This is a genomic window from Luteibacter sp. NPDC104163, from assembly GCF_055584245.1.
Genome location: NZ_JBVJMK010000006.1, coordinates 66,275 through 89,912, shown reverse-complemented (window position 1 = coordinate 89,912; position 23,638 = coordinate 66,275). Strand labels below are relative to the sequence as shown.

The window sequence follows — 23,638 nt, the reverse complement described above, 5'->3', positions numbered from 1 at the left end:
AGCGCACGGCTACCGACGAGGAGAGCCGGACTTTCCCTAGTAGGAGAAAGCGCCGGCCGACCGGGTGCGGTCGCCGCGGGCGATGTGGTTTTCGAACGCCGGGACCCGATGCGAGCGGGAGCCGGCGCGTGTACTAGGGTGAACGTCCATATGCCTGGATAAGCTAAGGAGGGTGCAGCCCGGCCGGACCAGCCCGGGGAGCCGGACAATTGTCGCGCCGCAGCGCAAATGGGTCAAGCCGGCAGGGGCCGGTTTTCGCTGATCCCGGCCTCGTATTCGGCCGCCTCGGCCAGCAGCCATTCACGCAGCCGGGTAAACCCCGCGTGGGTCTCCGAACGCTTCGGATACACGAGGTAATAGGCTTCGGCGACGCGCATGCGCTCCTTGCACAACACCGTCAGCGCCCCGCACTCGATCAGCGAGCGCGCCATGACCAGGCGGCCCAGGGCGACGCCCAGGCCCTCGAGCACCGCCCGCTGCAGGTGCTCGGTGTTGTCGAAACGCGCGACGTAGCGGGAGGGGAGCGGCATGCCGAACTGCTCGGCCCAGTCGTTCCAGCGGCCCGACGGATCGCCCAGCAACGGCCACCCCTTCAACGAGGTATCGGGAAGGCCGCCCATCTTGCGTACCAGCGAGGGACTCGCGATCGGCACGATGAATTCACCGAACAGCCGCTCGGCCTTCGTTCGCGGCCACGCCCCCAGGCCATAGCGGAACGCCGCATCGATCGTCGGTTCGCGGTCGAAATCCACCAGGCCCACCTGGGAATGCAGGCTGAGTTCCAGCTCTGGATGGGCGGCGACCAGCCTGGGCAGGCGCGGCACCAGCCAGCTCGAGGCGACGGAGGGCAAGGTGCTCAGCGTCACCGAATCCTGGTGGCGCCCCTGGAACCGGCCGAGCGCGTGCTCGATACCCTCGAAATGGTGACCTATGGCTTCCAGCAGGTTGGCGCCATCGGCCGTCAGGGTCACCCCGCGTGGGCCGCGATCGAACAGGGAGCGGCCGAGGCGTTCTTCGAGGTTGCGGATCTGGTGGCTGAGGGCGCTGACGGTGAGGTTCAGCTGCTCGGCGGCGCGCGCGAGCTTGCCCGTCCTGGCGACGAGCACGAACCCCTGGAGCAAGCCGAGCGGAAGACGGGACACGTGAATTTCCCTCAAGTCCGGGTTGCAAACATATCGCTTTTTTGCGGGCCGCGGAAAGCCCAACCTTTAGCCCACGACAAGTCGAACAGGAGGGATGTCATGGCTTCGATCTTCACCGGCCTTGCCTTCATGCATGGCCACATCGTGAACAAGGAACTCATCCTTGCGCTCGGCGCGCCGGAGCGTGAAAGGCCTGGTGGGCGCGCGCTTGCGCGCGATACGGAGGCCGGCAAGGAGCATCGCGCGCAAGCGCGCTCCCACAAGGAGGCGGCTGCCTGCGGGGGTTCGGCGGCGGCCTGCTGCTGAGGCGCGCCGGCGGGGTTGACGCCCTTGCCACCTCGCATGGGTCATCATGGGGACTGATCGTTCCCATGGGATCCCCGCATGAAGCTCCGCAAACTCGGCCGCTCGCCCCTCGAGGTCGCACCACTCGCGTTTGGCGGCAATGTATTCGGCTGGAGCGCCGATGAGGCGCGCTCGTTCGAGCTGCTGGATGCCTTCGTGGACCACGGCTTCAACCTCATCGATACCGCCGATGCTTACTCCGCGTGGGTGCCAGGCAATGAAGGTGGTGAGTCCGAAGCCATCATTGGCCGCTGGCTGAAGAAGAGCGGGAAGCGCGACAAGGTCGTCATTGCCACCAAGGTGGCCAAGTGGAAACGCTACCCTGGCCTCTCGCCCACCAACATCCGCGAAGCCGTGGAAGATTCATTGCGTCGCCTTCAGGTCGATTGCATCGACCTCTACCAGGCCCACGAGGATGACCCCAAGGTCCCCCTGGAAGAAACGCTGCGTACGTTCGATGAGCTGATGAAGGCCGGAAAGGTGCGCGTGATCGGCGCCTCCAACTACGACGCGGCACGCTTCGCCGATGCGCTGAAAACCAGCGAGGCGAAGCACCTCGCCCGCTACGAATCCATGCAGCCCGAATACAACCTCATGGACCGCAAGGGCTTCGAGGATGGGCTGCAGCCCCTCTGCGTGAAGGAAGACGTCGGCGTCATCAGCTATTACTCGCTGGCCAGCGGCTTCCTCAGCGGCAAGTACCGCAGCGAAGCGGACCTGCAGAAGAGCGCGGCCCGCGCACCCAAGGTCAAGGGCTACCTCAACGAGCGCGGCATGCGCGTGCTCGCCGCGCTCGACCAGGTCGCGGAGGCACATGGCGCGACGCCCGCGCAGGCATCTCTCGCCTGGGTGATGGCGCAGCCTTCGATCGCTGCGGCGATCGCGAGTGCGACGACAACGACACAGCTTTCGGAACTGGCGCGTGCGGCGGACATCGTCCTCTCCAGCGAACAGCTGCGTTGCCTCGCTTCGGCCTCCGATCTCCCGCAAGAGTAACGCGCTGCGCTGGACGCTATGCTAAGGCGTCACCTGATCGTCAAGCAGGAAATCAGCGTACTCTCTGTCGGCGTGGGCCGGCGCGCCGCATGCGCCTGCGCCGACAGAGAGTAACGGTTGCACGACCGATCATGGCGTTGCCGGAACCGCCGGCACGACATGGAATGTTTTCGTGATGCACAGGCAAAACCTCGTACGATCCCTCCTGGCCGTCACGGCCATGGGCCTGGCTGGCGCATCGCTCGCCGCCGAGACCACCACCCAGCTCCGCTGCCACTACCGCCTCGCCAGCGATCCCGCCGGCACGGCCACGAGTTACGTGCAGGCGCGCGATGCCCTGCCGGGCTATTGGGGTGGCGGCAGTATCCTGCCCTCGCGCAGCATGTTCTACACCGATGCTTCGCCCGCCGACGTGCGGGCTGCTTGCGCCAACGCCGTCGCGAAGGCGCCCGACGCCGCGGGCCCGGCCATGATCCGCGTGGCTGACGGTAAGCGCAGCTACAACCACGAGATCTGGTTCAACCGGCCGAATGTTCCCGGGCAGCCGCTCGAGCGCATCGTCGCGTTCGGCGACAGCCTTACCGACACCGGCAACATGTTCAACGAGTCGCAGTGGAAGCTTCCAGGCGCGTCGTGGCACGCCGGCCACTTCACCAACGGCTCCACATGGGTCGAGCACATCGCTTCGCGTACGGGCCTGCCAGTGAACACCTGGGCGGTGGGTGGCGCGCAAGCCACGGATGTCTACTTCGGCGCATTGCGCGGCATCGGCAGCCAGGTCGACTCGTTCCTCGACTATGCACGGCACGCCCGCGATTACGACCCGGCAAAAACGATGTTTACCTTCCTCATTGGCGGGAACGACTTCGTCAATGACGGCAAGTCCGGCGAGGAAGTGGCGAAGGCAGAGGAAGCCGCTGTCCGTCGCGTCATCGACGCCGGCGCGCGCCACATCCTGCTGGTGACACTGCCTGACCTGTCCAGCGCGCCCACCTTCCGCATGGGCCGCAAGGATGCGGGCGATGTGTTCAGGCGCGTGGCCGTGTTCAACCACGAACTCACCCGCATGGCCCGGCGCCTTGCCAGCGAGACACCAGCAAGGATCGAGCTATTGGATGGCGCGGCACGATTCAATGAGGTGCTCGCGACGCCAGCCAGCTTCGGCTTCTCCAACGTCACCGACAGCTGCCTGAAGATCGATGAGGAGACGGCAAGCAACTACATGAAGACGCACCCGCTGCGGGCCACCTGCAACCCGAACACGAACCTGTTCTGGGACACCCTGCACCCGACGACGCGGATGCATGCGTTGCTGGCGGGGTGGGCGCTGGAGGTGACGTCGCGTGCGTGGGGTGTTCGCTGCCCTAATGAGCCGGGGAGTGAGTGTCGGCCTGCGCGGTGAGTAGTCACGGCTAGCCAACGCCATGGATTGGCCAGGCCTTATCGCGTGCAAGCACGCTCCCACAGCGCTGCTGCGTTTGTGGGAGCGCGCTTGCGCGCGATGGGTTCGCCGCAGTTAGCGGCGCAGCCCGTCGATCACGGCATTGAACGATGCACTCGGACGCATGGCCGCGCTGACCAGCGACATATCCGGGTGGTAATAGCCCTTGATCTCGACCGGCTTGCCCTGGGCGCCGTTGAGCTCGGCCACGATCTTTGCCTCGCCTTCCGACAGCGCCTTGGCCACCGGAGCGAACTTCGCCTTCAGGTCGGCGTCGTCATCCTGCGCAGCGAGGGCTTCCGCCCAGTACATCGCCAGGTAGAAATGGCTGCCGCGGTTGTCGATCTCGCCAACCTTGCGCGCCGGCGACTTGTTGCTGTCGAGGAAGCGGCCGTTCGCCTGGTCGAGGGTCTTGGCCAGCACGCGGGCGTGCTTGTTGTCGTAGCGCTCGGCCAGGTGCTCGAGCGAGGCCGCGAGTGCCAGGAACTCACCCAGCGAATCCCAGCGCAGGTAATCCTCTTCGACGAACTGCTGGACGTGCTTCGGCGCCGAACCACCCGCGCCGGTCTCGAACAGGCCGCCGCCGGCCATAAGCGGCACGATCGAGAGCATCTTCGCCGAGGTGCCCAGTTCCATGATCGGGAACAGGTCGGTGAGGTAATCGCGCAGCACGTTGCCGGTGACCGAGATCGTGTCCTGGCCCTTGCGGATGCGCTCCAGCGAGAACTTCGTCGCTTCTTCCGGCGCGAGGATGCGCAGGTCGAGGCCCGAGGTGTCGTGATCCTTGAGGTAGCGCTCGACCTTGGCGATTACCTGCGCATCGTGCGCGCGGTGCTTATCCAGCCAGAACACCGCCGGGGTGTTCGACAGGCGCGCGCGCTGGACGGCCAGCTTCACCCAATCCTGAATCGGGGCGTCCTTGGTCTGGCACATGCGCCAGATGTCGCCCTGCTCCACCGCATGCTCGAACACGACGCTGCCATCTTCCGCCACGACACGGACGGTGCCCTCGGCCGGGATCTGGAAGGTCTTGTCGTGCGAGCCGTATTCCTCGGCCTTCTGCGCCATCAGGCCCACGTTAGGCACGCTACCCATGGTCGCCGGATCGAACGCGCCGTGCGCGATGCAATCCTCGATGACGACTGCGTAGACGCCGGCGTAGCTGCGATCCGGGATCACTGCCTTGGCGTCCTGCAGCTTGCCTTCGGCGTTCCACATGCCGCCGCTGTCGCGGATCATCGCCGGCATCGAGGCGTCGATGATGACGTCGCTCGGCACGTGCAGGTTGGTGATTCCCTTGTCGGAGTTCACCATGGCCAGCGCCGGGCGGTGGCCGTACTCGGCCTTCATGTCGGCCTCGATCGCGGTACGGGTCGCGGCATCGAGCTTGTCGAGGCGGGCATAGAGGTCGCCGATGCCATTGTTGGCATCGAAACCGACCTGTTTCAGCGCGTCAGCGTGCTTTGCCAGCACGTCCTTGTAGAACTCACGCACGGCGATACCGAACATGATGGGGTCGGAGACCTTCATCATCGTGGCCTTGAGGTGCAGCGAGAACAGCACGCCCTTCGCCTTCGCGTCTTCGATCTGCGCGCTGATGAACGCGGCGAGCTTGCCCTTGCTCATGACCGCGGCATCGACGATCTCGCCGGCCTTCACCGCGACCTTTTCCTTTAGCACCTTCGTCGCACCGTCCTTGCCGGTGAACTCGATGCGCAGGTTGCCGGCCTTGTCCATCGTCGCGGACTTCTCGCTGCCGTAAAAATCGCCGCCATCCATGTGCGAGACGTGCGACTTCGAGTCGGACGACCACTTGCCCATGCGGTGCGGGTGCTTGCGGGCGTAGTTCTTCACCGAGAGCGGTGCGCGGCGGTCGGAGTTGCCTTCGCGCAGCACCGGGTTCACGGCGCTGCCCATGGCCTTGCCGTAGCGGGCGTTGGTGTCCTTGTCGGCATCGGTCGACGGCGCGTCGACGTAATCCGGCAGGTTATAGCCCTGGGCCTGCAGTTCCTTGATCGCGGCCTTCATCTGCGGCACGGAGGCGCTGATGTTCGGCAGCTTGATGATGTTGGCTTCCGGCGTGGTCGCCAGTTCGCCGAGTTCGGTGAGATGGTCGCCCACGCGCTGCGCGTCGGTCAGGCGGTCCGGGAACTGGGCCAGGATGCGGCCGGCCAGCGAGATGTCGCGGGTCTCGACGGCGACACCGGCGGTGCCGGCAAAGGCCTCGACGATCGGCAGGAACGACGCGGTGGCCAGGAACGGCGCTTCGTCGGTGAGCGTGTAGATGATCTTGGGCGAGTTGGACATGAGGAGGCCTCTGGATGGGTCCCGCGCGCGGGAAACCCTACCATTGTGGCCGGATCAGGCGGCCGGGGAAAGCGATCCCCCGGCATGACACCTTTGCTGCGGGTGCAACACCGCGGACCTTTGTGGGAGCGCGCTTGCGCGCGATTGGCGCCGCAGCGGACCCCTATCGCGCGCAAGCGCGCTCCCACAGGGGGCATTGGTCACGCCCGGGCGGCGCGCAGCGCCTTGCGCTCCCGGCGGCGGGCCTTGCGCGCCTTCCAGCGGTCGGAGAGGCAGGCGAAGATCACGTAGAGCGCCGGGGTGGAGAGCAGCGTGAGGCTCTGCGAGATCAGCAGGCCGCCGATCATGGCGATACCCAGCGGACGGCGCAGCTCGGAGCCCTCGCCCAGGCCGATCGCCAGCGGCAGGGCCGCCAGGATCGCCACCATGGTCGTCATCATGATCGGGCGGAAGCGCACCAGGCAGGCCTCGCGGATGGCGTCCTTCGGATTGGACGCATGGTCGCGCTGCGCCACCAGGGCGAAGTCGATCATCATGATCGCGTTCTTCTTCACGATACCGATCAGCAGCACCAGCGCGATCATCGCGACCACCGATAGCTCGGTATCGGTGATGACCAGCGCGGCGAGCGCGCCGACACCCGCAGCCGGCAGCGTCGACAGGATCGTCACCGGATGGATCAGGCTCTCGTAGAGCATGCCCATCAGCAGGTACACGACGATGATCGCCGCGAGGATCAACAGCGGCATATCGCTCTGCGATTGCTGGAAGCGGCGGAAATCGCTGCCCGCGTCGAGGCGGATGTCGCCAGGCATGCGCATGCCGTCGATGGTCTTCTGGATCACCACCATCGCCTCGCCCATGCTTGCGCCCGGTGCGAGATTGAAGCTGACGCCCATGCTGGTGTACTGGTCCTCGTGCACGATCTGGCTGGGCGCGAGGCCGGGCTCCTGCCGGGTGACGGCGGAGATCGGTACCATGGCGCCGCTGTTCGAGCGCACGTAGATCTGGTTCAGCGCCTCGGGCGTCGCCGCGAGCGTCGGCAGCGCGTTCACGATCACGCGGTACTGGTTGATATCCGAGTAGATCGTCGATACCGCGCGCTGGCCGAAGGCGTTGTACAGCGCGCCGTCAATGTTGCCGATCGACACGCCAAGGCGCGACGCGGTATCACGGTCGATCACCATGTTCTGGCGCAGGCCCTGCGCATCGATATCGCTACCCACGTCCTTCAGGATCGGGCTCTTCTTCAGCGCATCGACCAGCTTCGGCAGCCACAGCTGCAGCTCGGCGAGGTCGTTGCCCTTCAGCGACACGGAGTACTGGCCACCCTGCGAACTGCCGCCACCGCCGCCCGTGGGCAGGTCCTGGATGGGGCGCAGGCGCAGGTTGAGGTCGGGGTACTTGTTGGCCTTGGCCGACAGACGGTCCACCGCATCGAAGGTCGTGTCCTGCCGCCCTTCCGCCACCGTCTTCAGCTCGATGTTGAAGTTACCGGTGGAACCCGTACGGCTGGTGCCTAGGCGCGAACCCACGGACTTCACGTCCGGGTCGGCGAGCAGCATGTCGGTGAGGCGCGCCTGGCGGGTCTTCATCTCGCCGAACGACACCGTGGAACTGGAGGTCGCACGCGCCGCGATGAGGCCGGTATCCTGCGGCGGGAAGAAGCCGCCCTTTACCATGCCGAACAACGCGATGGTGATGCCGATCAGGAACAACGGCGTCAGCGCCATCAGCAGCGCATGGCGGAGCGTCCAGTCCAGGCACACGCGATAGAACGCCAGCAGCCGGTCCTGCGCGCGCTCCAGCCAGCGGCCGAGGCGCGATTCCGGCTCGTCCGACGCGTGCGCGGTGAGGAAGTGCGCGCACAACGAGGGGGTCAGGGTCAGCGATACCAGCATCGACACGACGATCGCAGCGATCAGCGTGATGGTGAATTCCTTGAAGAACATGCCGATGATGCCGGGCGCGAGCAGCAGCGGGATGAACACGGCGATCAGTGATCCGGTGATCGACACGATCGTGAAGCCGATCTCGCGCGCGCCCAGCAGCGCCGCTTCGAAGCGCGGTATGCCTTCATCCATGTGGCGGATGACGTTCTCGATGACCACGATCGCATCATCGACCACGAAGCCGATGGCGATGACCAGCGCCAGCAGGGTCAGGTTGTTCAGCGTGTACCCGAACGCGTACATCACGATGAAGCCGCCCGCGAGCGAGAGCGGCACGGCCAGGCCGGCGATGACGGTCGGCGCGAGGCGACGCAGGAACAGCGCCATGGTCATGATCACCATGCACAGGCTGATCATCAGCGTAGCCTGCACTTCATGCAGCGAGGCGCGGATGGTCGGTGTGCCGTCGAAGAACGAGTGCAGCTGTACGCCCTTCGGCAGCCACGCCTGCATCGTCGGCATCATGCCCTTGATCCGGTCCACGGTCTCAATGACGTTCGCGTCCGGCTTGCGGTACACGTACATCAGGATGCCGGGCTTGCCGTTGAACCAGGCCGCCTGGTACGCGTCCTGCTGGCCGTCGTAGACCTTGGCGACATCCGAGAGATGGATCGGCACCGAGTTGTTCACGCCGATCACCAGCCTGGCGAATTCATCGGCGTGGTGCAGCGAATCGTTGGCCATCACCGCCATGGTCGTCTTCCCGTCCGACAGGAAGCCCTGCGGCGAGGTGACGTTGGCGGCCGTCAGCGCATTACGCAGCTGGTCCGGCGAAAGGCCCATGGCGTTCAGCGCGCGGAGGTTCACGTCGACACGGATCGCGGGCGTGGCACTGCCGGCGATATCGACGGACGCGATGCCCTCCTGCTGGCGCAGACGCTGGGCGAGGATCGAGTCGGCGACGTTATAGAGATCCGTCGGCGCCACGGTGTCCGACGTCAGCGCCAGCACCACCACGGGATCGTCGTTCGGGTTGGCCTTCTGGTACGACGGCGCATTGAGCAGGCCGGTCGGCAGGTCGGGCTGGGCCGCGTTGATCGCCGACTGCACGTCGCGCGCCGCGGCATCGATATTCGTACCGTTCTGGAAGAACAACAGCACGAAGGCACTGCCCTCCGAGCTGTTCGAACGCATGCTCTCCACGCCCGGCACCTGGCCCAGGTGGCGCTCCAGCGGCGCGGCGACCGTGGAGGCCATGGTGCTGGCATCCGCACCGCTCTGCTGCGCCTGGACGAAAATGGCGGGGAACTGGATGTTGGGCAGCGCGGCGACGCCCAGCAGCGAATAGCAGATCAGGCCAACGACGAACACGCCGATCGCAAGCAGCGAGGTGCCGATCGGGCGGCGGATGAACGGGCCGGAAATATTCATCTAGCGGGGGACTTTAGGAGGCGGGGAAAGACGCGCGGGGATCCGTCCATAACGCGTGACCCGGAAAAAGGTTTCGCCGGGCGGTAAGCCGTCCGGCGAAAAGAAGGTGAGCCTTGGTGTCCAGGCCCGGCCCGCATCAGTCCGCGGGCCGTGGCTGGGCATGGTGTGCCAGGGCACGTTGTCGCTTCCGCTCGGCGAGCCAGTCGGAGAAGCGCTCCATGTACAGGTAGATCACCGGCGTGGTGTACAGCGTCACCAGCTGCGAGAGCAGCAGGCCGCCCACGATCGACACACCCAGTGGCTTGCGCAGTTCCGAACCGATGCCGTTGCCAAGCGCCAGCGGCAACGCGCCAAGCAGCGCGGCCGCGGTCGTCATCATGATCGGGCGGAAGCGCAGGAGGCACGCGCGGCGAATCGCGTCGGTCGCGTTCATGCCGGTGCGCTTCGCCTCGATCGCGAAGTCGATCATCATGATCGCGTTCTTCTTCACGATACCGATCAGCAACACGATACCCACGATGCCATCCACCGACAGGGTCATCCCGCAGAGCAGGAGCGCGAGCAGCGCACCCACGCCCGCGGGCGGCAGCGTCGAGATGATCGTGAGCGGATGGATGTAGCTCTCGTACAGCACGCCGAGCACGATGTAGATGACGATGATCGAGGCGAGCAGCAGGAGCACTTCATCGCCGACCGACGAGGAGAACTCTGCCGCCTTGCCGATGAACTGGCCACGTACCTGCGGCGGGAAGTCCAGGCTCTTCTCGACCTCGTGGATCGCCGCGACGGCCTCCGACAGCGAGTAATTCGGAGCCAGGTTGAACGAGATGGTCACCGCGGGCAGCTGCTGCAGGTGGCTCACGACCAGCGGTGCCGTCGTGACCTGCGCGCTGGCGAGCGAGGCGATGGGGATCGTGCCGCCCGCGCCGACCTGGAAGCCGACGTTGCCGGTGTTGCCGATACCCGCCGGGGTCGCCGAGTTGCTCGACGCGAGCTGGCCGAAGCTGGTGGCGTTGGAGCCGGTCAGGGCGCCATTGCCGTTGCCACGCACCGTCAGCTTGTTGAGCAGGTCCGCGCTGTTGCGGAACTCCGGCGAGACTTCCATCACCACGCGGTACTGGTTCAGCTGGGTGAAGATCGTCGAGATCTGGCGCTGGCCGAACGCGTCGTACAGCGTGTCGTCGATGGTCTGCACCGGCACGCCGAGGCGGCTGGCGGTGTCGCGATCGATGGTGAGCTTGAGCGCGGTGCCCTGGTCGGCGAGGTTGTTGTCGACGTCAGCCAGTTCCTTGCGCTTGCGCAGCGCCGAAGTCATCTGCTGCGCGTAGCCCGCCAGCTCGGTCGAGTTCACGTCGGACAGCGAGTACTGGTACTCCGTGGCCGAGACCTGGCTATCCAGGGTCACGTCCTGCACGGGCTTCAGGTACAACGCCACGCCGGCGATATGCGAGGCCGCCTCCTGCAGGCGCGGCAGCACGTCGTCCAGGCTGTCGCGATCGCCACGATCCTTCAGCACCAGCGAGATCTGGCCCTGGTTGAGCGTGGGGTTCACCGAGCCGGCGCCGATGAAGGCGGCGACACCGGAGACGGCGGGATCCTTCGCCAGCGCATCCGCCACGGCCTTCGTACGCTGCTCCATCTGCGGGAACGCAACGTTCTGGTCGGCCTGGACCACGGCGGTGATCAGGCCCGTATCCTGCTCGGGCAGGAGGCCCTTCGGGATCACGATGTAGAGCACCACGGTCAGGGCCACGCTGAGCGCGGCGATGAGCATGGTCAGCGGGCGGTGGTCGAGCACCCAGTCGAGGCTGCGGCCATAGGCTTCCACCGTGCGCGACCACACGGTGTGCTTGCCCGAGGCCGTGGCGTGCTCGTGCGCGTCATCCGCGTCCGGCAGCTGGTCGGCCTTCAGCAGGTACGCGCACATCATCGGCGTGAGCGTCAGCGAGACCAGCATGGAAATGGCCACCGCGATGGTGAGCACCCAGGCGAACTCGTGGAACAGGCGGCCGGTGACGCCCGGCATCAGGAGCAGCGGCAGGAACACCGCGATCAGCGAGACGGTCAGCGAGAGCACCGTGAAGCCGATTTCCTTGGCACCAACTTCCGCGGCCGTCTTCGCGTCCTGGCCCTGTTCGATATAGCGGACGATGTTCTCGATCATCACGATCGCATCGTCGACCACGAAGCCGGTGGCCACCGCCAGCGCCATCAGCGAGAGGTTATCCAGCGACATGCCCGCGAAGGCCATGACACCGAACGTACCCATCAGCGAGAGCGGCACCGCGACCGACGGGATCACCGTGGCCCACAGGCGGCGCAGGAAGACGAAGATCACCGCCACCACGAGGCAGATCGTCAGGATCAGGGTGAACTGCACGTCCTCGACCGAGGCGCGGATGGTGATCGTGCGGTCGGAGAACACCTTCAGGTGCACATCCGCCGGCAGCACCTTCTGCAGGTCCGGGATGGTGTCGCGGATGGACTTCACCGTCTGCACGATGTTCGCGCCCGGCTGGCGGCGGATATCGAGCAGCACGGCCGGCTTGCCGTTGGACCACGCGGCGAGCTGGTCGTTTTCCACGCCATCGACGACGTTGGCGACATCCTTCAGGCGCACCGGTGAATCGTTGGTGTAGCTGATGATCGTGTCTTTGTAATCGGCGGCGGTGGCGAGCTGGTCGTTCGTGCCGATGCTGTAAGACTGGGTCTTGCCGTTCAGCGTGCCCTTGGGCGCATTGACGTTCGCCTGGGTCAGCGAGCTGCGCACGTCCTCCATGGTCAGGCCAAGGTTGGCCAGCTGCGCGGGGTTGATCTGGATGCGCACGGCCGGGCGCACGTTGCCCGCGATCGAGACGAGGCCCACGCCCTGAACCTGGGCGAGCTTCTGCGCGATGATCGAATCGGCGTAGTTGTTCACGTCGCGCAGCTGCACCGTATCCGAGGTGAGCTCGAGCGTCATGATCGGCGCATCGGCCGGGTTCACGCGGTTGTAGACCGGCGGGTACGGCAGGTTGTTCGGCAGCGTGCCGCGTGCCTGGTTGATCGCCGCCTGCACGTCCTGCGCGGCGATATCGATGTCGCGATCCATGTTGAACTGCAGCACGATCGTCGACAGGCCCGCCGACGAGTCGGAGCTCATCATGTTCAGGCCGGAGATCTGGCCGAAGTTACGCTCGAGCGGCGTGGTGATCAGCGCCGCCATGGTGCTGGCCGAGGCACCGGGATACTGGGTGGTGACGACGAGGCTGGGCGCGTCGATTTCCGGCAGCGCCGAGACCGGCAGCTGCCGGTAGCCGAGGATGCCGAGCAGCAGCACCGCCACCATGAGCAGCGAGGTTGCGATCGGCCGGCGAATGAAGAGTGTCGAGAAACCCACGTTGCGATCCTGGTGTCTGGGCCATGTGACCCGTGGGCGGTGCGTCCCTCATGGACGCACCGCGCGCGTCAAGGGTTAACCGCCGCGGCGGCCGCCCTGGCGCCCCTTGGCCTTGTCCTTGTCCTTCTGCAGCTCTTCCGCCGTCGGCGCGGCAGGCACCTGGCCCGGGGCCAGCGGCTGCACCTTGGAACCCGGCTTCAGGCGGAACTGGCCTTCGGTGACGACCTTGTCGTTCAGCTTCAGGCCCTTCGAAATCATGACGTGGCTGTCGCCCACTTCGGCGGCGGTTTCCACGGCCTGCATCTTGACCGTGTTGTCGCCCTGCACGAGGTACACGTAGTCACCATCCGGACCACGCTGCACGGCCTGCGCCGGGATCACCAGGCCGCCCTTCACCGTGCGCACGCGCAGGCGCGCGTTGACGAACTGGCCCGGCCACAGCTCGGTCTTCTGGTTATCGAAGAGACCGCGCAGGCGGAACGTGCCGGTGGTGGTGTCGATGGTGTTGTTGATGACCTCGAGCTTGCCGCTGGTCATCACGTGCGCATCGATGCGGTCGAGCGCATCGACGGTGAGCGGATCGGTCGGGTCATCGCGCATGGCGCTGCGCACCATGTCGAGGTTCTTCTCGGGCAGGGTGAACGTGACGTAGATCGGGTGCACCTCGGTCAGCGTCACGATGGACGTGGTGGTGGTGACGATGTTGCCGACGTCGACGCCACGGATGCCGGCCAGGCCGGTGATCGGCGCGATGACCTTGGTGAAGCCGAGCTGCACCTGTGCGGCGCGGATCGAAGCCTGGTCGGCCACGACCGTGGCATTTGCCTGGTCGAGCGTGTTCTTCAGGTTATCCAGGTCCTGCTTGGACACGTACTGCTGGCCGCCCTTGCTCACGAGGTTCTGCGAACGCTCGAGGTTGTTCTTGGCGGTGGCCGACAGCGCCTGGTCCTGCTTGAGCTTGGCCAGGGCCTGGTCGTACTGGGACTGGATGGTGCGCGGATCGATCTCCGCCAGCACGTCACCCTGCTTCACTTCCTGGCCTTCGGTGAAGTTCAGCTTCATGAGCTGGCCGCCGACCTGCGGGCTCACCGTGACCTGGTTACGCGCCTGCACGGTACCCGTGGCGCTGAGATAGACCGGAACGTCCTGGGCCACGACGGGCACCACGGTCACCGGAACCGGCGGCTGGTCCTTGCCCTGCCCTTCGCCGTTGGCCTGGGCGGATGCACCCTGGGCGTTTGCACCACCCTTGTGCATGCGGGGTAGGACGACGACGGCGGCGATCACCACAACCACGATGACCGCCAGCGCGATTTTCCAAAAACGCGACATGTAAAGCTCCCAATGAGAATCCGGTCGACGGCACTGCCCTTCGGCCTGGCGCGCCTCGCGCCGCGGGTTTTATACCCTGAAAACGTGAAGGTTCGGCGGCGACAATATAGGTGTAGGGGAACGGGATTGAACAATGCCGGTTGACAGGGGTACACCATGACTGACGGCATGCTACCCACCGCTTGCGGCCCGCTTTGAGGCCATTCGCGGGCAGCCTCGGGGAGGACCGCTGACGAATGCGAAGGTTCCGTTATACTCGGGCGGTTAGACCGCTGTCAGGCGGCAGGCAAGCCGGGCCCCGGGGAGGGGGACGGCACACCCAATCTCGATGGGAGTCAATGCGTGAGTGGTTCTCCGAGCAAGTCCGACCAGAACTTCGTCCGTCAATTCTCGTGGCTTACGGCCGGCTTAAGTCTTCTCGCCCTTGTCCTGATGGTGTTGGCTTACACCATCTATTCGAACATACCGAAGGACCAGGATCCGGCCGTGGCGAAGCGCACGGAGGCCCGGATCGCACCGGTGGGTGCCGTTTACGCTGGTGATACCGGCCGTGCGGCCATGCTGGCGGCCCAGGAGGCGGCGGCGAAGGCGGCGGCCTCGCAGGTCGCCTACGGCGGCAGCAAGGATGGCAAGACGATCTACGACAACCTGTGCCACAGCTGCCATACGGCCGGCGTGGCGGGTGCGCCGAAGCTGGGCGACAAGGGTGCCTGGGGTGCGCGCATCGCCGAGGGCACGGCGACGCTGATCAAGCATGCGATCGAGGGCTACACCGGCCCGGACGGCAACCACATGCCCCCGAAGGGCGGCAACCCGGCCCTCACCGACGAGCAGGTCACGAACACCGTGAAGTGGATGGTCGACCAGGCGAAGTAAGCCTGCTCGCCCTACCTGAAAGCCCGGCTCTATGCCGGGCTTTTCATTGCAAGCCGAAGGAAAGGCGCGTGGCTACCGCGCGGCGATCCAATCGAGCGCAAATGATTGAAGCTGCGGGAAAAATGCGGCGAAGGTCTCGCGCAGCATCGCATCGTGCTCCAGCAGCAGCGGCACCGATTCGCCCACCGGGTTCGCCCGCGACAGCCGCCTCGACAGGCCGCCCAATGCCGCCGCCACCCGGTCCACGTCCGCATAGCCGGCCGGCAGGTCGTTCGCATCCATATAAGAAAGGAAGCGCTTCAGGCCATCCGGCAGCAGGGGCTCCGCCGCGTGCAACTCCGCCCGCAGGTCATCCGAGAACACCTGCAGGGGCGTCGCGCAGTAGCGGGTGAAATCGCGCGCCAGGCAATGGTCGAACCACACATCCAGGAAGATGCCCGCGTAACGCCGGAACGGCGGCGGCATGGCCTCGCGTGCGTTGCGCACCAACGGATGTGTATCCGTATAGCCGTCGATCGCCCGGTGCAGGTAGATGCCATCGCGCACCCGCGCCGGCAATGAATCATCCGGGGTACCGCGGACGAAATCGCCCATCACGCCGCCCAGGCGCAAGCCCGCGTCGTGGCCGGCCAGCAGCGCATGCGCCAGCACGTTCACGGGTGGGCTCCGGCGCGGGTGGCGCGGCCAGCGGTTATCATGGCGGGCATGACTGATCTTCTACCTACAGCGCCGGAGAGCTTTCCGGACGAAACGCTGAGCTTCGCGCTGGCCGGGCCCGCGGGCAAGCTCGAATGTGAGGCCAAGGCTGCGACCGAGGGCCGCAGGAACGCCATCGCCGTGATCTGCCACCCGCTTTCCACGGATGGCGGCAGCATGCACAACAAGGTCGTGACCATGGTGGAGCGCGCCCTGCGCGAGTCCGGCGTGGACACGGTCATCTTCAATTTCCGCAGCGTCGGCCGGTCCGAAGGCGACTTCGACCATGGCCACGGCGAGAGCGACGACCTCGCCACCGTGGTGGCCTGGGCGCGCAAGGTTCGACCCGGCGCGAAGCTGTGGCTCGCCGGGTTCTCCTTCGGCAGCTATGTCACGCTGCGCAACGCGGTGGCGCTGGGCGCCAGCGCGCTGATCAGCATCGCGCCGCCCGCCGCCGGCCGCGGCTGGGACTTCGGCCCGCTCGAACTGCCTACATGCCCGTGGCTCGTGGTCATGGGCGACGCCGACGAGATCGTCGAGCCCCAGGCGGTCTACGACTGGATCGAGAGCCTGCCCGAAGACCGGCGGCCGAAGCTGGTGAAGATGGAGGAGACGAGCCACTTCTTCCATCGCCGGCTCATGGACCTGCGTGGCGTGATCCGCCACGAGGTGAAGGATTGGCCGCCCCTGCCGGACGGCGGCGAGGCATGAGCTGCACGGAGCTGACGCCCGGCGAACGCTACCGGGACGGCGTCGTGGGCCACCGCTGGGAATCCGATCCGGCGCAGCTGGGCGTGATCGCCGAGTTCGACCGCATGCACGCGGCGCTCTGCCAGCCGGCCGAGCCGGCGGGTGGCGGCTTGTTCGGCCGGCTCAAGTCCATGCTCGGCGGCGATGCCCCTCGCGAGCCGGTGAAAGGGCTGTACCTGTGGGGCAGCGTCGGCCGCGGCAAGACCTTCCTCATGGATCTGTTCGTCTCGAGCCTGTCACCGGGCCTCGCGCTGCGCAGGCATTTCCACCGCTTCATGCAGGAAACGCACGCGACCCTGCGCGAGCTCGGTGAACGACAGAACCCGCTGGATGAAGTCGCCTCGCGTATCGCCGCGAAGCACCGCGTGCTCTGCCTCGATGAATTCATCATCCTCGATATCGGCGATGCCATGATCATGGCCGGCCTGCTCGAAGGCCTGTTCTCGCGCGGGGTCACGCTCGTGACGACGTCGAACACGATGCCCGCCAACCTTTACAAGGATGGCCTGCAGCGGGCGCGGTTCCTGCCGGCGATCGCGGCGCTCGAGAAGTACTGCGTGGTGCACGAGATGGTCTCGCCCCGCGACTGGCGCCTGCGCTCGCTGACCCAGGCCTCGGTCTACCTCGTGCCGCCGGGCGCCGAAGCCGAGCGCTCGCTGGCGAAGATCTTCACCGAGCAAGCCCAGGGCGAGATCGAAGACGCCGGGACGCTCACCGTGAACAGCCGTGAGATCCCGGTACGCCGCCGCGCGGCGAACATCATCTGGTTCGATTTCTCCGCGTTGTGCGAGGGCCCGCGCGCGGTCACGGACTACATCGAGCTGGCGAAGACGTATCCGACGGTGATCCTCTCCGGCGTGCCGCAGTTCACCGATTTCACCGAGAACGAGGCCAAGCGCTTTGTCCTGCTGGTGGACGAGTTCTACGATCGCCACGTAAAGTTGGCGTTGTCGGCGGCGGCGCCGATTACCGAGCTCTACGATGGCAAACGCGTGCGCGCCGAATTTGGCCGCACCGAGTCACGCCTGATCGAGATGCAGAGCGAAGACTACCTGGGACGCGACCACAAGCCATGAGTTGACGTGGGCAAGATCGCCTGTTTGCAACCATGCCGTGCGAACGATGCTATCAGGGCGGGAATGCCGCGAACTAATGACGAGAGACGCTCATGGAACATTGTGAACTGGTCCCCGGCCGCGGCATCCGCCACGGCAAAACCGAGATCTTCTTCAACGAGAAGCGCGCCACCCTTCGCGCCGCGCTGGGCGAGCCGATCCCGCCCTCGAACCCCATGTGGGATGACGAAGACGAGTTCGTCCGGGGCGGCGAGGAATGGCTGCGCCTGCGCTTCGTCGACAACAAGCTTGCCGACATCGAAGTGCTGGGCGGCACCCTCTCCTACAAGGACATCGAGCTCAAGGACACCGACGTCCGCACGCTCAAGGATGGGCTGAACAACCACGGCCTCGTCCTCACCGATGTCACCGAGTGGCTCAGCGAGGGCCGCGACTGCATCGACCTGCAGATCGTCGTGGCCACGGCAGGCGATGTCGAGGTCGTCGACGACCTGGAAGAAGGCAAGCAGGATCGCATCGCCTGGGTCATCACGAGCAGGGACTTCGAGATCGAGGACGCATGATGCCGCGCGCCACCACCTGGCTCCGCCTCGTGGTGGCGGCCAGCTTCCTTGCCGCATTGGCTGGCTGTGCAAGCGCTCCCCGCGTCGCGCCCCAGCGCAGCGCGCTCGCGCACTGGTCGCCGTCGCCGAACTTCAACGCGCGGAAGGCGCAGGTCATCGTGCTCCACCACACGTCGATCGGCGATGCGGAGGCTTCCCTTCGCGTCCTGAAGACGCGCAACAGCCAGGGCGAGGTCAGCGCGCACTACCTCATCGAGATGGACGGCCGCATCGACCAGCTCGTCGATGACGGTGAGCGCGCTTGGCACGCCGGCGCGTCGCGCTGGGGCGACATGACCGACCTGAATTCCTCGTCCATCGGCATCGAGATCGACAACGACGGGCACTCCCCGTTTACCCAGCCACAGATCGATGCGCTGGTCCGCCTTCTGGCCGACCTCACCACGCGCCTGGGCATTCCGCGCACGGCCGTCGTAGGCCACGGTGATATCGCACCGGGGCGCAAGGACGATCCCAGCGTGCTTTTCCCGTGGGGAACGCTGGCGCGGTATGGCTTCGGCCTGTGGTTCGATACACCGCTCACGCCCGCGCCGCCGGGGTTCGACAGCCTCGCGGCGATGCGCCTGGTCGGTTACGACGTCTCGAATCCACGCGCGGCCATCATCGCCTTCCATCGCCACTACCGGGCGATGGAGACGGATACGCTGGATGAGACGGATGCGGCGATTCTTTATTCGCTGCAGCGGAAGTTGATGGCGCCGCGTCAGTAAGCGAAGGTCTGGAACGCATCGATCGTGCGGTCTACGCCTTCGTCGTCGATGTCGAGGTGCGTGACCAGGCGGATTGACGGAAGGTAGCCGATGCTCAGGCGAATGCCTTTCGCGGCGGTGTGCTTCGCGAGGTCCTGCAGGCGCTGCGGTGGGACGTCCACGAACACCATGTTGGTGTGGCAACCCTGCACGGTGAGGCCCTCGATCTTGCCGAGCGCCTCGGCCAGGCGCTTCGCCCGCGCGTGGTCATCGGCGAGGCGCTCGACGTGGTGATCCAGCGCATGCATGGCCGCGGCGGCGAGCAAGCCGGCCTGGCGCCAGCCACCGCCGGTGACCTTGCGCCAGCGGCGGGCGCGGTCGATGAGCTTCACATCGCCCAGCAGCACCGAACCCACGGGCGCACCCAGCCCCTTCGACAGGCAGACGGAGACGCTGTCGAAGCCCGCCGCTACGTCGCGGGGCTTCCGGCCGTAGGCGATCGCCGCGTTATATAGCCGCGCGCCGTCGAGATGCAGCCCCAGACCGCGGCGCGTGGCCACCTCGCGCGCCGCTGCCATGTATTCGAAGGGCAGCGCGCGGCCATGCCATGTGTTTTCCAGCGCCAGCAGCTTCGACCGGGCGAAGTGCGGGTCGACCGGCTTGATCGCCGCCTCGACCTTGTCGAGCGGCAGCGTGCCGTCGGCGGCCTGCGGGATCGGCTGCGGCTGGATCGAGCCGAGCACGGCGGCACCGCCACCCTCGAAGCGATACGTGTGCGCATCGGCGCCCACGATGTATTCATCGCCACGCTCGCAATGGCTCATCAGCGCCAGCAGGTTGCTCTGCGTACCGGTGGGCACGAACAAGGCGGCGGCGAACCCGAGGTCGGCGGCGAGCCGGTCCTGCAGCGCGTCTATCGTGGGGTCTTCGCCGTACACGTCATCGCCGACCGGCGCGCGCAGCATCGCTTCGCGCATGGCATCGGTGGGCTGGGTGACGGTATCGCTGCGCAGGTCGATGGTTCGCATGGGTGCCGGGTCGTCGAGGGGCCAGCCGCTGATGGTACGCCAGCCCGTTCACGATTCCGTAGCCTGGATCACGCCATGCTCTGCCGCATGATCACGATCGTCATGGGTGTATCCGGCAGCGGCAAGAGCACCGTGGGTGGCGACCTCGCCAGCCACCTGGGCCTGCCGTTCGTCGACGGCGACAGCCTCCATCCCCAGGCCAACAAGGACAAGATGGCGCACGGCGTGCCACTCGACGATGCCGACCGCCAGCCGTGGCTCGCGGCCATCGTCGCGGTGATGGACGAGCATCGCGCACGCCGCCAGTCGCTGGTCATCGCTTGTTCCGCGCTGAAGCGGCGCTATCGCGATTTCCTGCGGGGCGAGCACCGCGATGTCCGCTTCGTCTACCTGCACGGTACGCGGGATGTGCTGGCCGAACGCCTGCGCGAGCGGGGCAGCCACTTCTTCGATCCCGCCCTGCTCGACAGCCAGCTCGCCACGCTCGAGGAGCCATCGCGGACAGAGGCGGCCTGGGTGGAGATCACCGACCCGCCCGCGCGCATCGTCGAGAAGGTGATTCGCGCCGGGTGCGCCGAGGCGCGTCAGGCCGCGCGGTAGTCCGACGGCGGCTTGCCCAGCGCGCGGCGGAACATCGTCGAAAAGCTGGTGGCGCTTTCATAACCCAGGTCGAGCGCGACATCGGTCACCGCATCGCCGGCGGCCAGCCGCGGCAAGGCGGCGAGCAGGCAGGCCTGCTGGCGCCAGCGTGCGAAGCTCATGCCGGTTTCGCGGCGGAACAGCCGGGTGAAAGTGCGCCGGTGCATGCCGAGGCCAGCCGCCCAGGCATCGATGCCCTCGGCGACGTTCGGGTGCTCGAGGAAGTGCGCCGATAGCGAGGCCAGTGCCGGATCGGTCGGCAACGGAAGATCCAGCGGCACGCGCGGCGCGCGATTGATCTCTTCCACGAGCAATGCCATCAGCAGGCCGTCGCGCCCGGCAGGATCGTATTCGCGGGGGACCTGGACCGCTTCGACCAGCAGGGCGCGCAGGAGGGGCGACACCGCGATGACGCGGCAAGCCTCCCCCGCCGGGCCAGTCACCTCGGGCTCGATGTAGACGCTGCGCGTCTTCACCGCCCCGATCATCCGGACCGCATGCGGCGTACCCGAGGGAATCCACACGGCGCGTTCCGGCGGCGCGATCCATGCGCCATACGGCGTCGTGATCGCGATCGTGCCCTCGGAGGCATACAGGAGCTGGCCGCGCCGGTGCTGGTGGGTCGGCAGCTCGAAGGCGGCGGGATACGTATTGCCACGGGAGACGATCGGTCGTGGCGTCGCCTCGAAGGCGTCGGCATCGCTGAGAGGCATGATCGCTGGCCCAAACTCAAAGGGTTTTGACCCGCATTCTAGCGCGGGACACGGCCGGGCGTGGTTTCATATGTCATCCCTACCCCAGGACCGCCCCATGCAAGCCCCAGCCGACGCGGCGGCGCAGGCCACCCGCGCTGCCGCCCCCACCGTTTACAGCGTCATCTTCGCGATCAGCTTCTGCCACCTGCTCAATGACATGATGCAGTCGCTGCTGCCGGCCATCTATCCCGGCCTGAAGAGCGATTTCCAGCTCGACTTCGGCCAGATCGGCCTGATCACGCTGACCTACCAGATCACTGCGTCGATCCTGCAACCGCTGATCGGCCTGTACGCGGACCGTCGTCCGACGCCGCTCGCGCTGCCTGGCGGCACGCTGTTCTCGCTGGCCGGCCTGCTGGTCCTGTCGCAGGCGCATGCGTATCCGGTCCTGCTGGCGGGCGCCGCCCTGCTCGGCATGGGCTCGTCGGTGTTCCACCCGGAATCGTCGCGCGTGGCGCGCATGGCCTCGGGTGGCAAGCACGGCCTGGCCCAGTCGCTGTTCCAGGTCGGTGGCAATGCGGGTCAGGCCCTTGGCCCGCTCGCCGCGGCGATCGTCGTGGTGCGCTGGGGCCAGTCGAGCCTTGGATTCTTCGCGCTGCTCGCGCTGCTCTCCTGCGCGATCCTGTGGAACGTCAGCCAGTGGTATCGGCACCATGGCCTGACCCGGCTGACCGCCTCGCACGCGGCACACAAGGAAAGCGCGCCGCCCGCACGCGAAGCCACGCGCGGCATCGCGGTGCTGCTGGCGCTGATCTTCTCGAAGTACGTGTACCTGTCGAGCCTGACGAGTTACTTCACGTTCTACCTGATCCACAAGTTCAACGCGTCGGTCGAAACGGCACAGCTGCACCTGTTCGTCTTCCTCGGCGCCGTGGCGGTCGGCACGATCGTCGGTGGCCCGCTGGGTGATCGCTTCGGCCGCAAGCACGTCATCTGGTTCTCGATCTTGGGCACGCTGCCGTTCACGCTGCTGCTGCCGCACGCCAGCCTGTTCTGGACGGCGCCGCTTACGATCGCCATCGGCCTGATCCTGGCCTCGGCCTTCCCGGCGATCGTCGTATTCGCGCAGGAGCTGGTCCCGGGCAAGGTCGGGATGATCTCCGGGCTGTTCTTCGGTTTCTCGTTCGGCATGGGCGGCATTGGTGCCGCAGTGCTGGGCGAACTGGCCGACCATTACGGCATCGAGGCCGTGTACCAGATCTGTGCGTTCCTGCCGTTGATCGGGTTGCTGGCGGCGTTCTTGCCTAATCCGAAGCGCTGAGGGGATCGCGCGCAAGCGCGCTTCCACGAGAAGCACCGGGAATCCATCGCGCGCAAGCGCGCTCCCACAAACGCCATCGCGCGCTCCCACAGCTGCCTTCTTGTGGGAGCGCGCTTGCGCGCGATGGGCCTTTAGCCTCGTGCCACAAGCCCGCGCATGACCTCATCCAGCGTCGTCACGCCCTTGCGCGCGCTGGAACCGAAATCGATCCAGCCTTCGTTGAAGCCATCGATCATGCGCATCCTGGGCCCAGGGTTTCGCATACCCTGCGAGCGGAACCTCTCCTCCCACGTATTGCGAGGAACCACGCGCGCCACCACGTCACGACCCAGCGCGTTCGCAAGCGATGCCGCGATATCGTCCGGGCTCACCCGCACCGGCCCTTCGAGCTCGACGACACGCACGCCTTCCCACGTTTCCCCCAGCAGCTTCGCGGCGAGCTCGCCGATATCCTTCGTCGCGACCATCGCGATGCGCCGGTCGAGTGGCATGAGGTAGCTATCAAAGCTGCCGTGGTCACGCGCCGGGGCGATGTCCCGCTGCGTGTTCTCCATGAACCAGGCGGCGCGCAGGAACGTAACTGGCATGGGCAGCGCACCGAGCACCTGCTCCATCCGGCCGAGCTGGGAGAGCAGGTTCTCGTGCGGTGCGTCGGCGCCGATGGTCGACAGGGCGACGACGCGCCCGGGCCGCGCCGCGAGCAGTGCATCCCTGATCGAATCAATCGTACGCTTCGACTCGGGGAACCCCGGCGACGGATCGAACAGCGGCGGTAGCAGGATGAAGACCGCCTCCGCGCCTTCGAAGGCACTGGCCAGCGCAGGCGTGTCATCGAGCCCGGCGATCGCGACCTGTTCGAAGCGCGTGGCCTTGGCCGCATCGCGCACGACGGCGCGGAAAGGTTGGCGGGCGGCGCGCAGGGCCTCGGCTAGCGAGGCCCCGACCTGGCCGGTGATACCGGTGATGGCGTACATGGTTGG

The 23,638-nt window shown here is 66.4% G+C and carries 19 protein-coding genes; 10 read left to right on the top strand and 9 right to left on the bottom strand.

Features of this window, described 5'->3' with window-relative positions; all coding sequences use genetic code 11:
• Positions 1 to 233 precede the first annotated feature (233 nt).
• The gene (locus tag ACZ6YI_RS09350) at positions 234 to 1,142 is read right to left on the bottom strand and encodes a LysR substrate-binding domain-containing protein (protein WP_465778405.1); all 909 of its coding nucleotides are present in this window, start codon (positions 1,140 to 1,142) and stop codon (positions 234 to 236) included.
• A 99-nt stretch (positions 1,143 to 1,241) separates the two neighbouring features.
• On the opposite strand from ACZ6YI_RS09350, the gene ACZ6YI_RS09345 reads away from it, so the two are divergent.
• From ACZ6YI_RS09345 to ACZ6YI_RS09335, 3 genes are all read left to right on the top strand, one after another.
• Positions 1,242 to 1,448: a hypothetical protein gene (locus ACZ6YI_RS09345; RefSeq protein ID WP_465778404.1), complete on the top strand. Its 207-nt coding sequence runs from the start codon at positions 1,242 to 1,244 to the stop codon at positions 1,446 to 1,448.
• A gap of 78 nt (positions 1,449 to 1,526) precedes the next feature.
• The gene (locus ACZ6YI_RS09340; protein WP_465778403.1) at positions 1,527 to 2,483 is read left to right on the top strand and encodes an aldo/keto reductase; all 957 of its coding nucleotides are present in this window, start codon (positions 1,527 to 1,529) and stop codon (positions 2,481 to 2,483) included.
• Between the two features lie 175 nt (positions 2,484 to 2,658).
• Positions 2,659 to 3,885 carry an SGNH/GDSL hydrolase family protein gene (locus tag ACZ6YI_RS09335; RefSeq protein WP_465778402.1) on the top strand — a complete coding sequence of 409 codons (1,227 nt, stop codon included), beginning with the start codon at positions 2,659 to 2,661 and terminating at the stop codon, positions 3,883 to 3,885.
• A 114-nt stretch (positions 3,886 to 3,999) separates the two neighbouring features.
• On the opposite strand, the gene ACZ6YI_RS09330 is transcribed toward ACZ6YI_RS09335, so the two are convergent.
• The 4 genes from ACZ6YI_RS09330 to ACZ6YI_RS09315 all read right to left on the bottom strand — a co-directional run bounded on the left by ACZ6YI_RS09330 (position 4,000) and on the right by ACZ6YI_RS09315 (position 14,265).
• A complete protein-coding gene (locus ACZ6YI_RS09330; protein ID WP_465778401.1) occupies positions 4,000 to 6,231 on the bottom strand; it encodes an NADP-dependent isocitrate dehydrogenase in 2,232 nt (743 codons plus the stop codon).
• Between the two features lie 200 nt (positions 6,232 to 6,431).
• The gene (locus ACZ6YI_RS09325) at positions 6,432 to 9,554 is read right to left on the bottom strand and encodes an efflux RND transporter permease subunit (RefSeq protein WP_465778400.1); all 3,123 of its coding nucleotides are present in this window, start codon (positions 9,552 to 9,554) and stop codon (positions 6,432 to 6,434) included.
• A 136-nt stretch (positions 9,555 to 9,690) separates the two neighbouring features.
• The gene (locus tag ACZ6YI_RS09320) at positions 9,691 to 12,933 is read right to left on the bottom strand and encodes an efflux RND transporter permease subunit (RefSeq protein WP_465778399.1); all 3,243 of its coding nucleotides are present in this window, start codon (positions 12,931 to 12,933) and stop codon (positions 9,691 to 9,693) included.
• 75 nt (positions 12,934 to 13,008) lie between these two features.
• Complete coding sequence (locus ACZ6YI_RS09315) at positions 13,009 to 14,265, bottom strand: efflux RND transporter periplasmic adaptor subunit (protein ID WP_440324411.1); 1,257 nt, start codon at positions 14,263 to 14,265, stop codon at positions 13,009 to 13,011.
• 342 nt (positions 14,266 to 14,607) lie between these two features.
• Here ACZ6YI_RS09315 and ACZ6YI_RS09310 point away from each other — a divergent pair, with 342 nt between their 5' ends.
• Positions 14,608 to 15,141 carry a c-type cytochrome gene (locus ACZ6YI_RS09310; protein WP_440324412.1) on the top strand — a complete coding sequence of 178 codons (534 nt, stop codon included), beginning with the start codon at positions 14,608 to 14,610 and terminating at the stop codon, positions 15,139 to 15,141.
• 72 nt (positions 15,142 to 15,213) lie between these two features.
• On the opposite strand, the gene ACZ6YI_RS09305 is transcribed toward ACZ6YI_RS09310, so the two are convergent.
• Complete coding sequence (locus tag ACZ6YI_RS09305) at positions 15,214 to 15,798, bottom strand: acyl carrier protein phosphodiesterase (protein WP_465778398.1); 585 nt, start codon at positions 15,796 to 15,798, stop codon at positions 15,214 to 15,216.
• Between the two features lie 48 nt (positions 15,799 to 15,846).
• Between ACZ6YI_RS09305 and ACZ6YI_RS09300 the strand changes: the two genes are divergently transcribed.
• From ACZ6YI_RS09300 to ACZ6YI_RS09285, 4 genes are all read left to right on the top strand, one after another.
• Entirely contained in the window at positions 15,847 to 16,548 is a 702-nt protein-coding gene (locus ACZ6YI_RS09300) for an alpha/beta hydrolase (RefSeq protein ID WP_465778397.1), read from the top strand.
• Positions 16,545 to 17,663 carry a cell division protein ZapE gene (zapE, locus tag ACZ6YI_RS09295; RefSeq protein ID WP_465778396.1) on the top strand — a complete coding sequence of 373 codons (1,119 nt, stop codon included), beginning with the start codon at positions 16,545 to 16,547 and terminating at the stop codon, positions 17,661 to 17,663. The genes ACZ6YI_RS09300 and zapE overlap by 4 nt, the downstream gene beginning before the upstream one ends.
• A gap of 92 nt (positions 17,664 to 17,755) precedes the next feature.
• Positions 17,756 to 18,226: a hypothetical protein gene (locus ACZ6YI_RS09290; RefSeq protein WP_465778395.1), complete on the top strand. Its 471-nt coding sequence runs from the start codon at positions 17,756 to 17,758 to the stop codon at positions 18,224 to 18,226.
• Positions 18,226 to 18,996: an N-acetylmuramoyl-L-alanine amidase gene (locus ACZ6YI_RS09285; RefSeq protein ID WP_465778394.1), complete on the top strand. Its 771-nt coding sequence runs from the start codon at positions 18,226 to 18,228 to the stop codon at positions 18,994 to 18,996. The genes ACZ6YI_RS09290 and ACZ6YI_RS09285 overlap by 1 nt, the downstream gene beginning before the upstream one ends.
• Here ACZ6YI_RS09285 and ltaE read toward each other — a convergent pair.
• Positions 18,990 to 20,003, bottom strand: coding sequence for a low-specificity L-threonine aldolase (gene ltaE / locus ACZ6YI_RS09280; protein ID WP_465778393.1), 1,014 nt, complete (start codon positions 20,001 to 20,003; stop codon positions 18,990 to 18,992). The genes ACZ6YI_RS09285 and ltaE overlap by 7 nt on opposite strands.
• A gap of 75 nt (positions 20,004 to 20,078) precedes the next feature.
• On the opposite strand from ltaE, the gene ACZ6YI_RS09275 reads away from it, so the two are divergent.
• Entirely contained in the window at positions 20,079 to 20,603 is a 525-nt protein-coding gene (locus ACZ6YI_RS09275; RefSeq protein WP_465778392.1) for a gluconokinase, read from the top strand.
• Here ACZ6YI_RS09275 and ACZ6YI_RS09270 read toward each other — a convergent pair.
• The gene (locus ACZ6YI_RS09270) at positions 20,588 to 21,355 is read right to left on the bottom strand and encodes an AraC family transcriptional regulator (protein WP_465778391.1); all 768 of its coding nucleotides are present in this window, start codon (positions 21,353 to 21,355) and stop codon (positions 20,588 to 20,590) included. The two genes, ACZ6YI_RS09275 and ACZ6YI_RS09270, sit on opposite strands and share 16 nt — an antisense overlap.
• Positions 21,356 to 21,452: 97 nt before the next feature.
• Here ACZ6YI_RS09270 and ACZ6YI_RS09265 point away from each other — a divergent pair, with 97 nt between their 5' ends.
• The gene (locus tag ACZ6YI_RS09265; RefSeq protein WP_440328060.1) at positions 21,453 to 22,658 is read left to right on the top strand and encodes an MFS transporter; all 1,206 of its coding nucleotides are present in this window, start codon (positions 21,453 to 21,455) and stop codon (positions 22,656 to 22,658) included.
• Positions 22,659 to 22,789: 131 nt separating this feature from the next.
• Here ACZ6YI_RS09265 and ACZ6YI_RS09260 read toward each other — a convergent pair whose 3' ends face one another.
• Positions 22,790 to 23,632, bottom strand: coding sequence for an NAD(P)H-binding protein (locus tag ACZ6YI_RS09260; protein WP_465778390.1), 843 nt, complete (start codon positions 23,630 to 23,632; stop codon positions 22,790 to 22,792).
• Between the last annotated feature and the right edge of the window lie 6 nt (positions 23,633 to 23,638).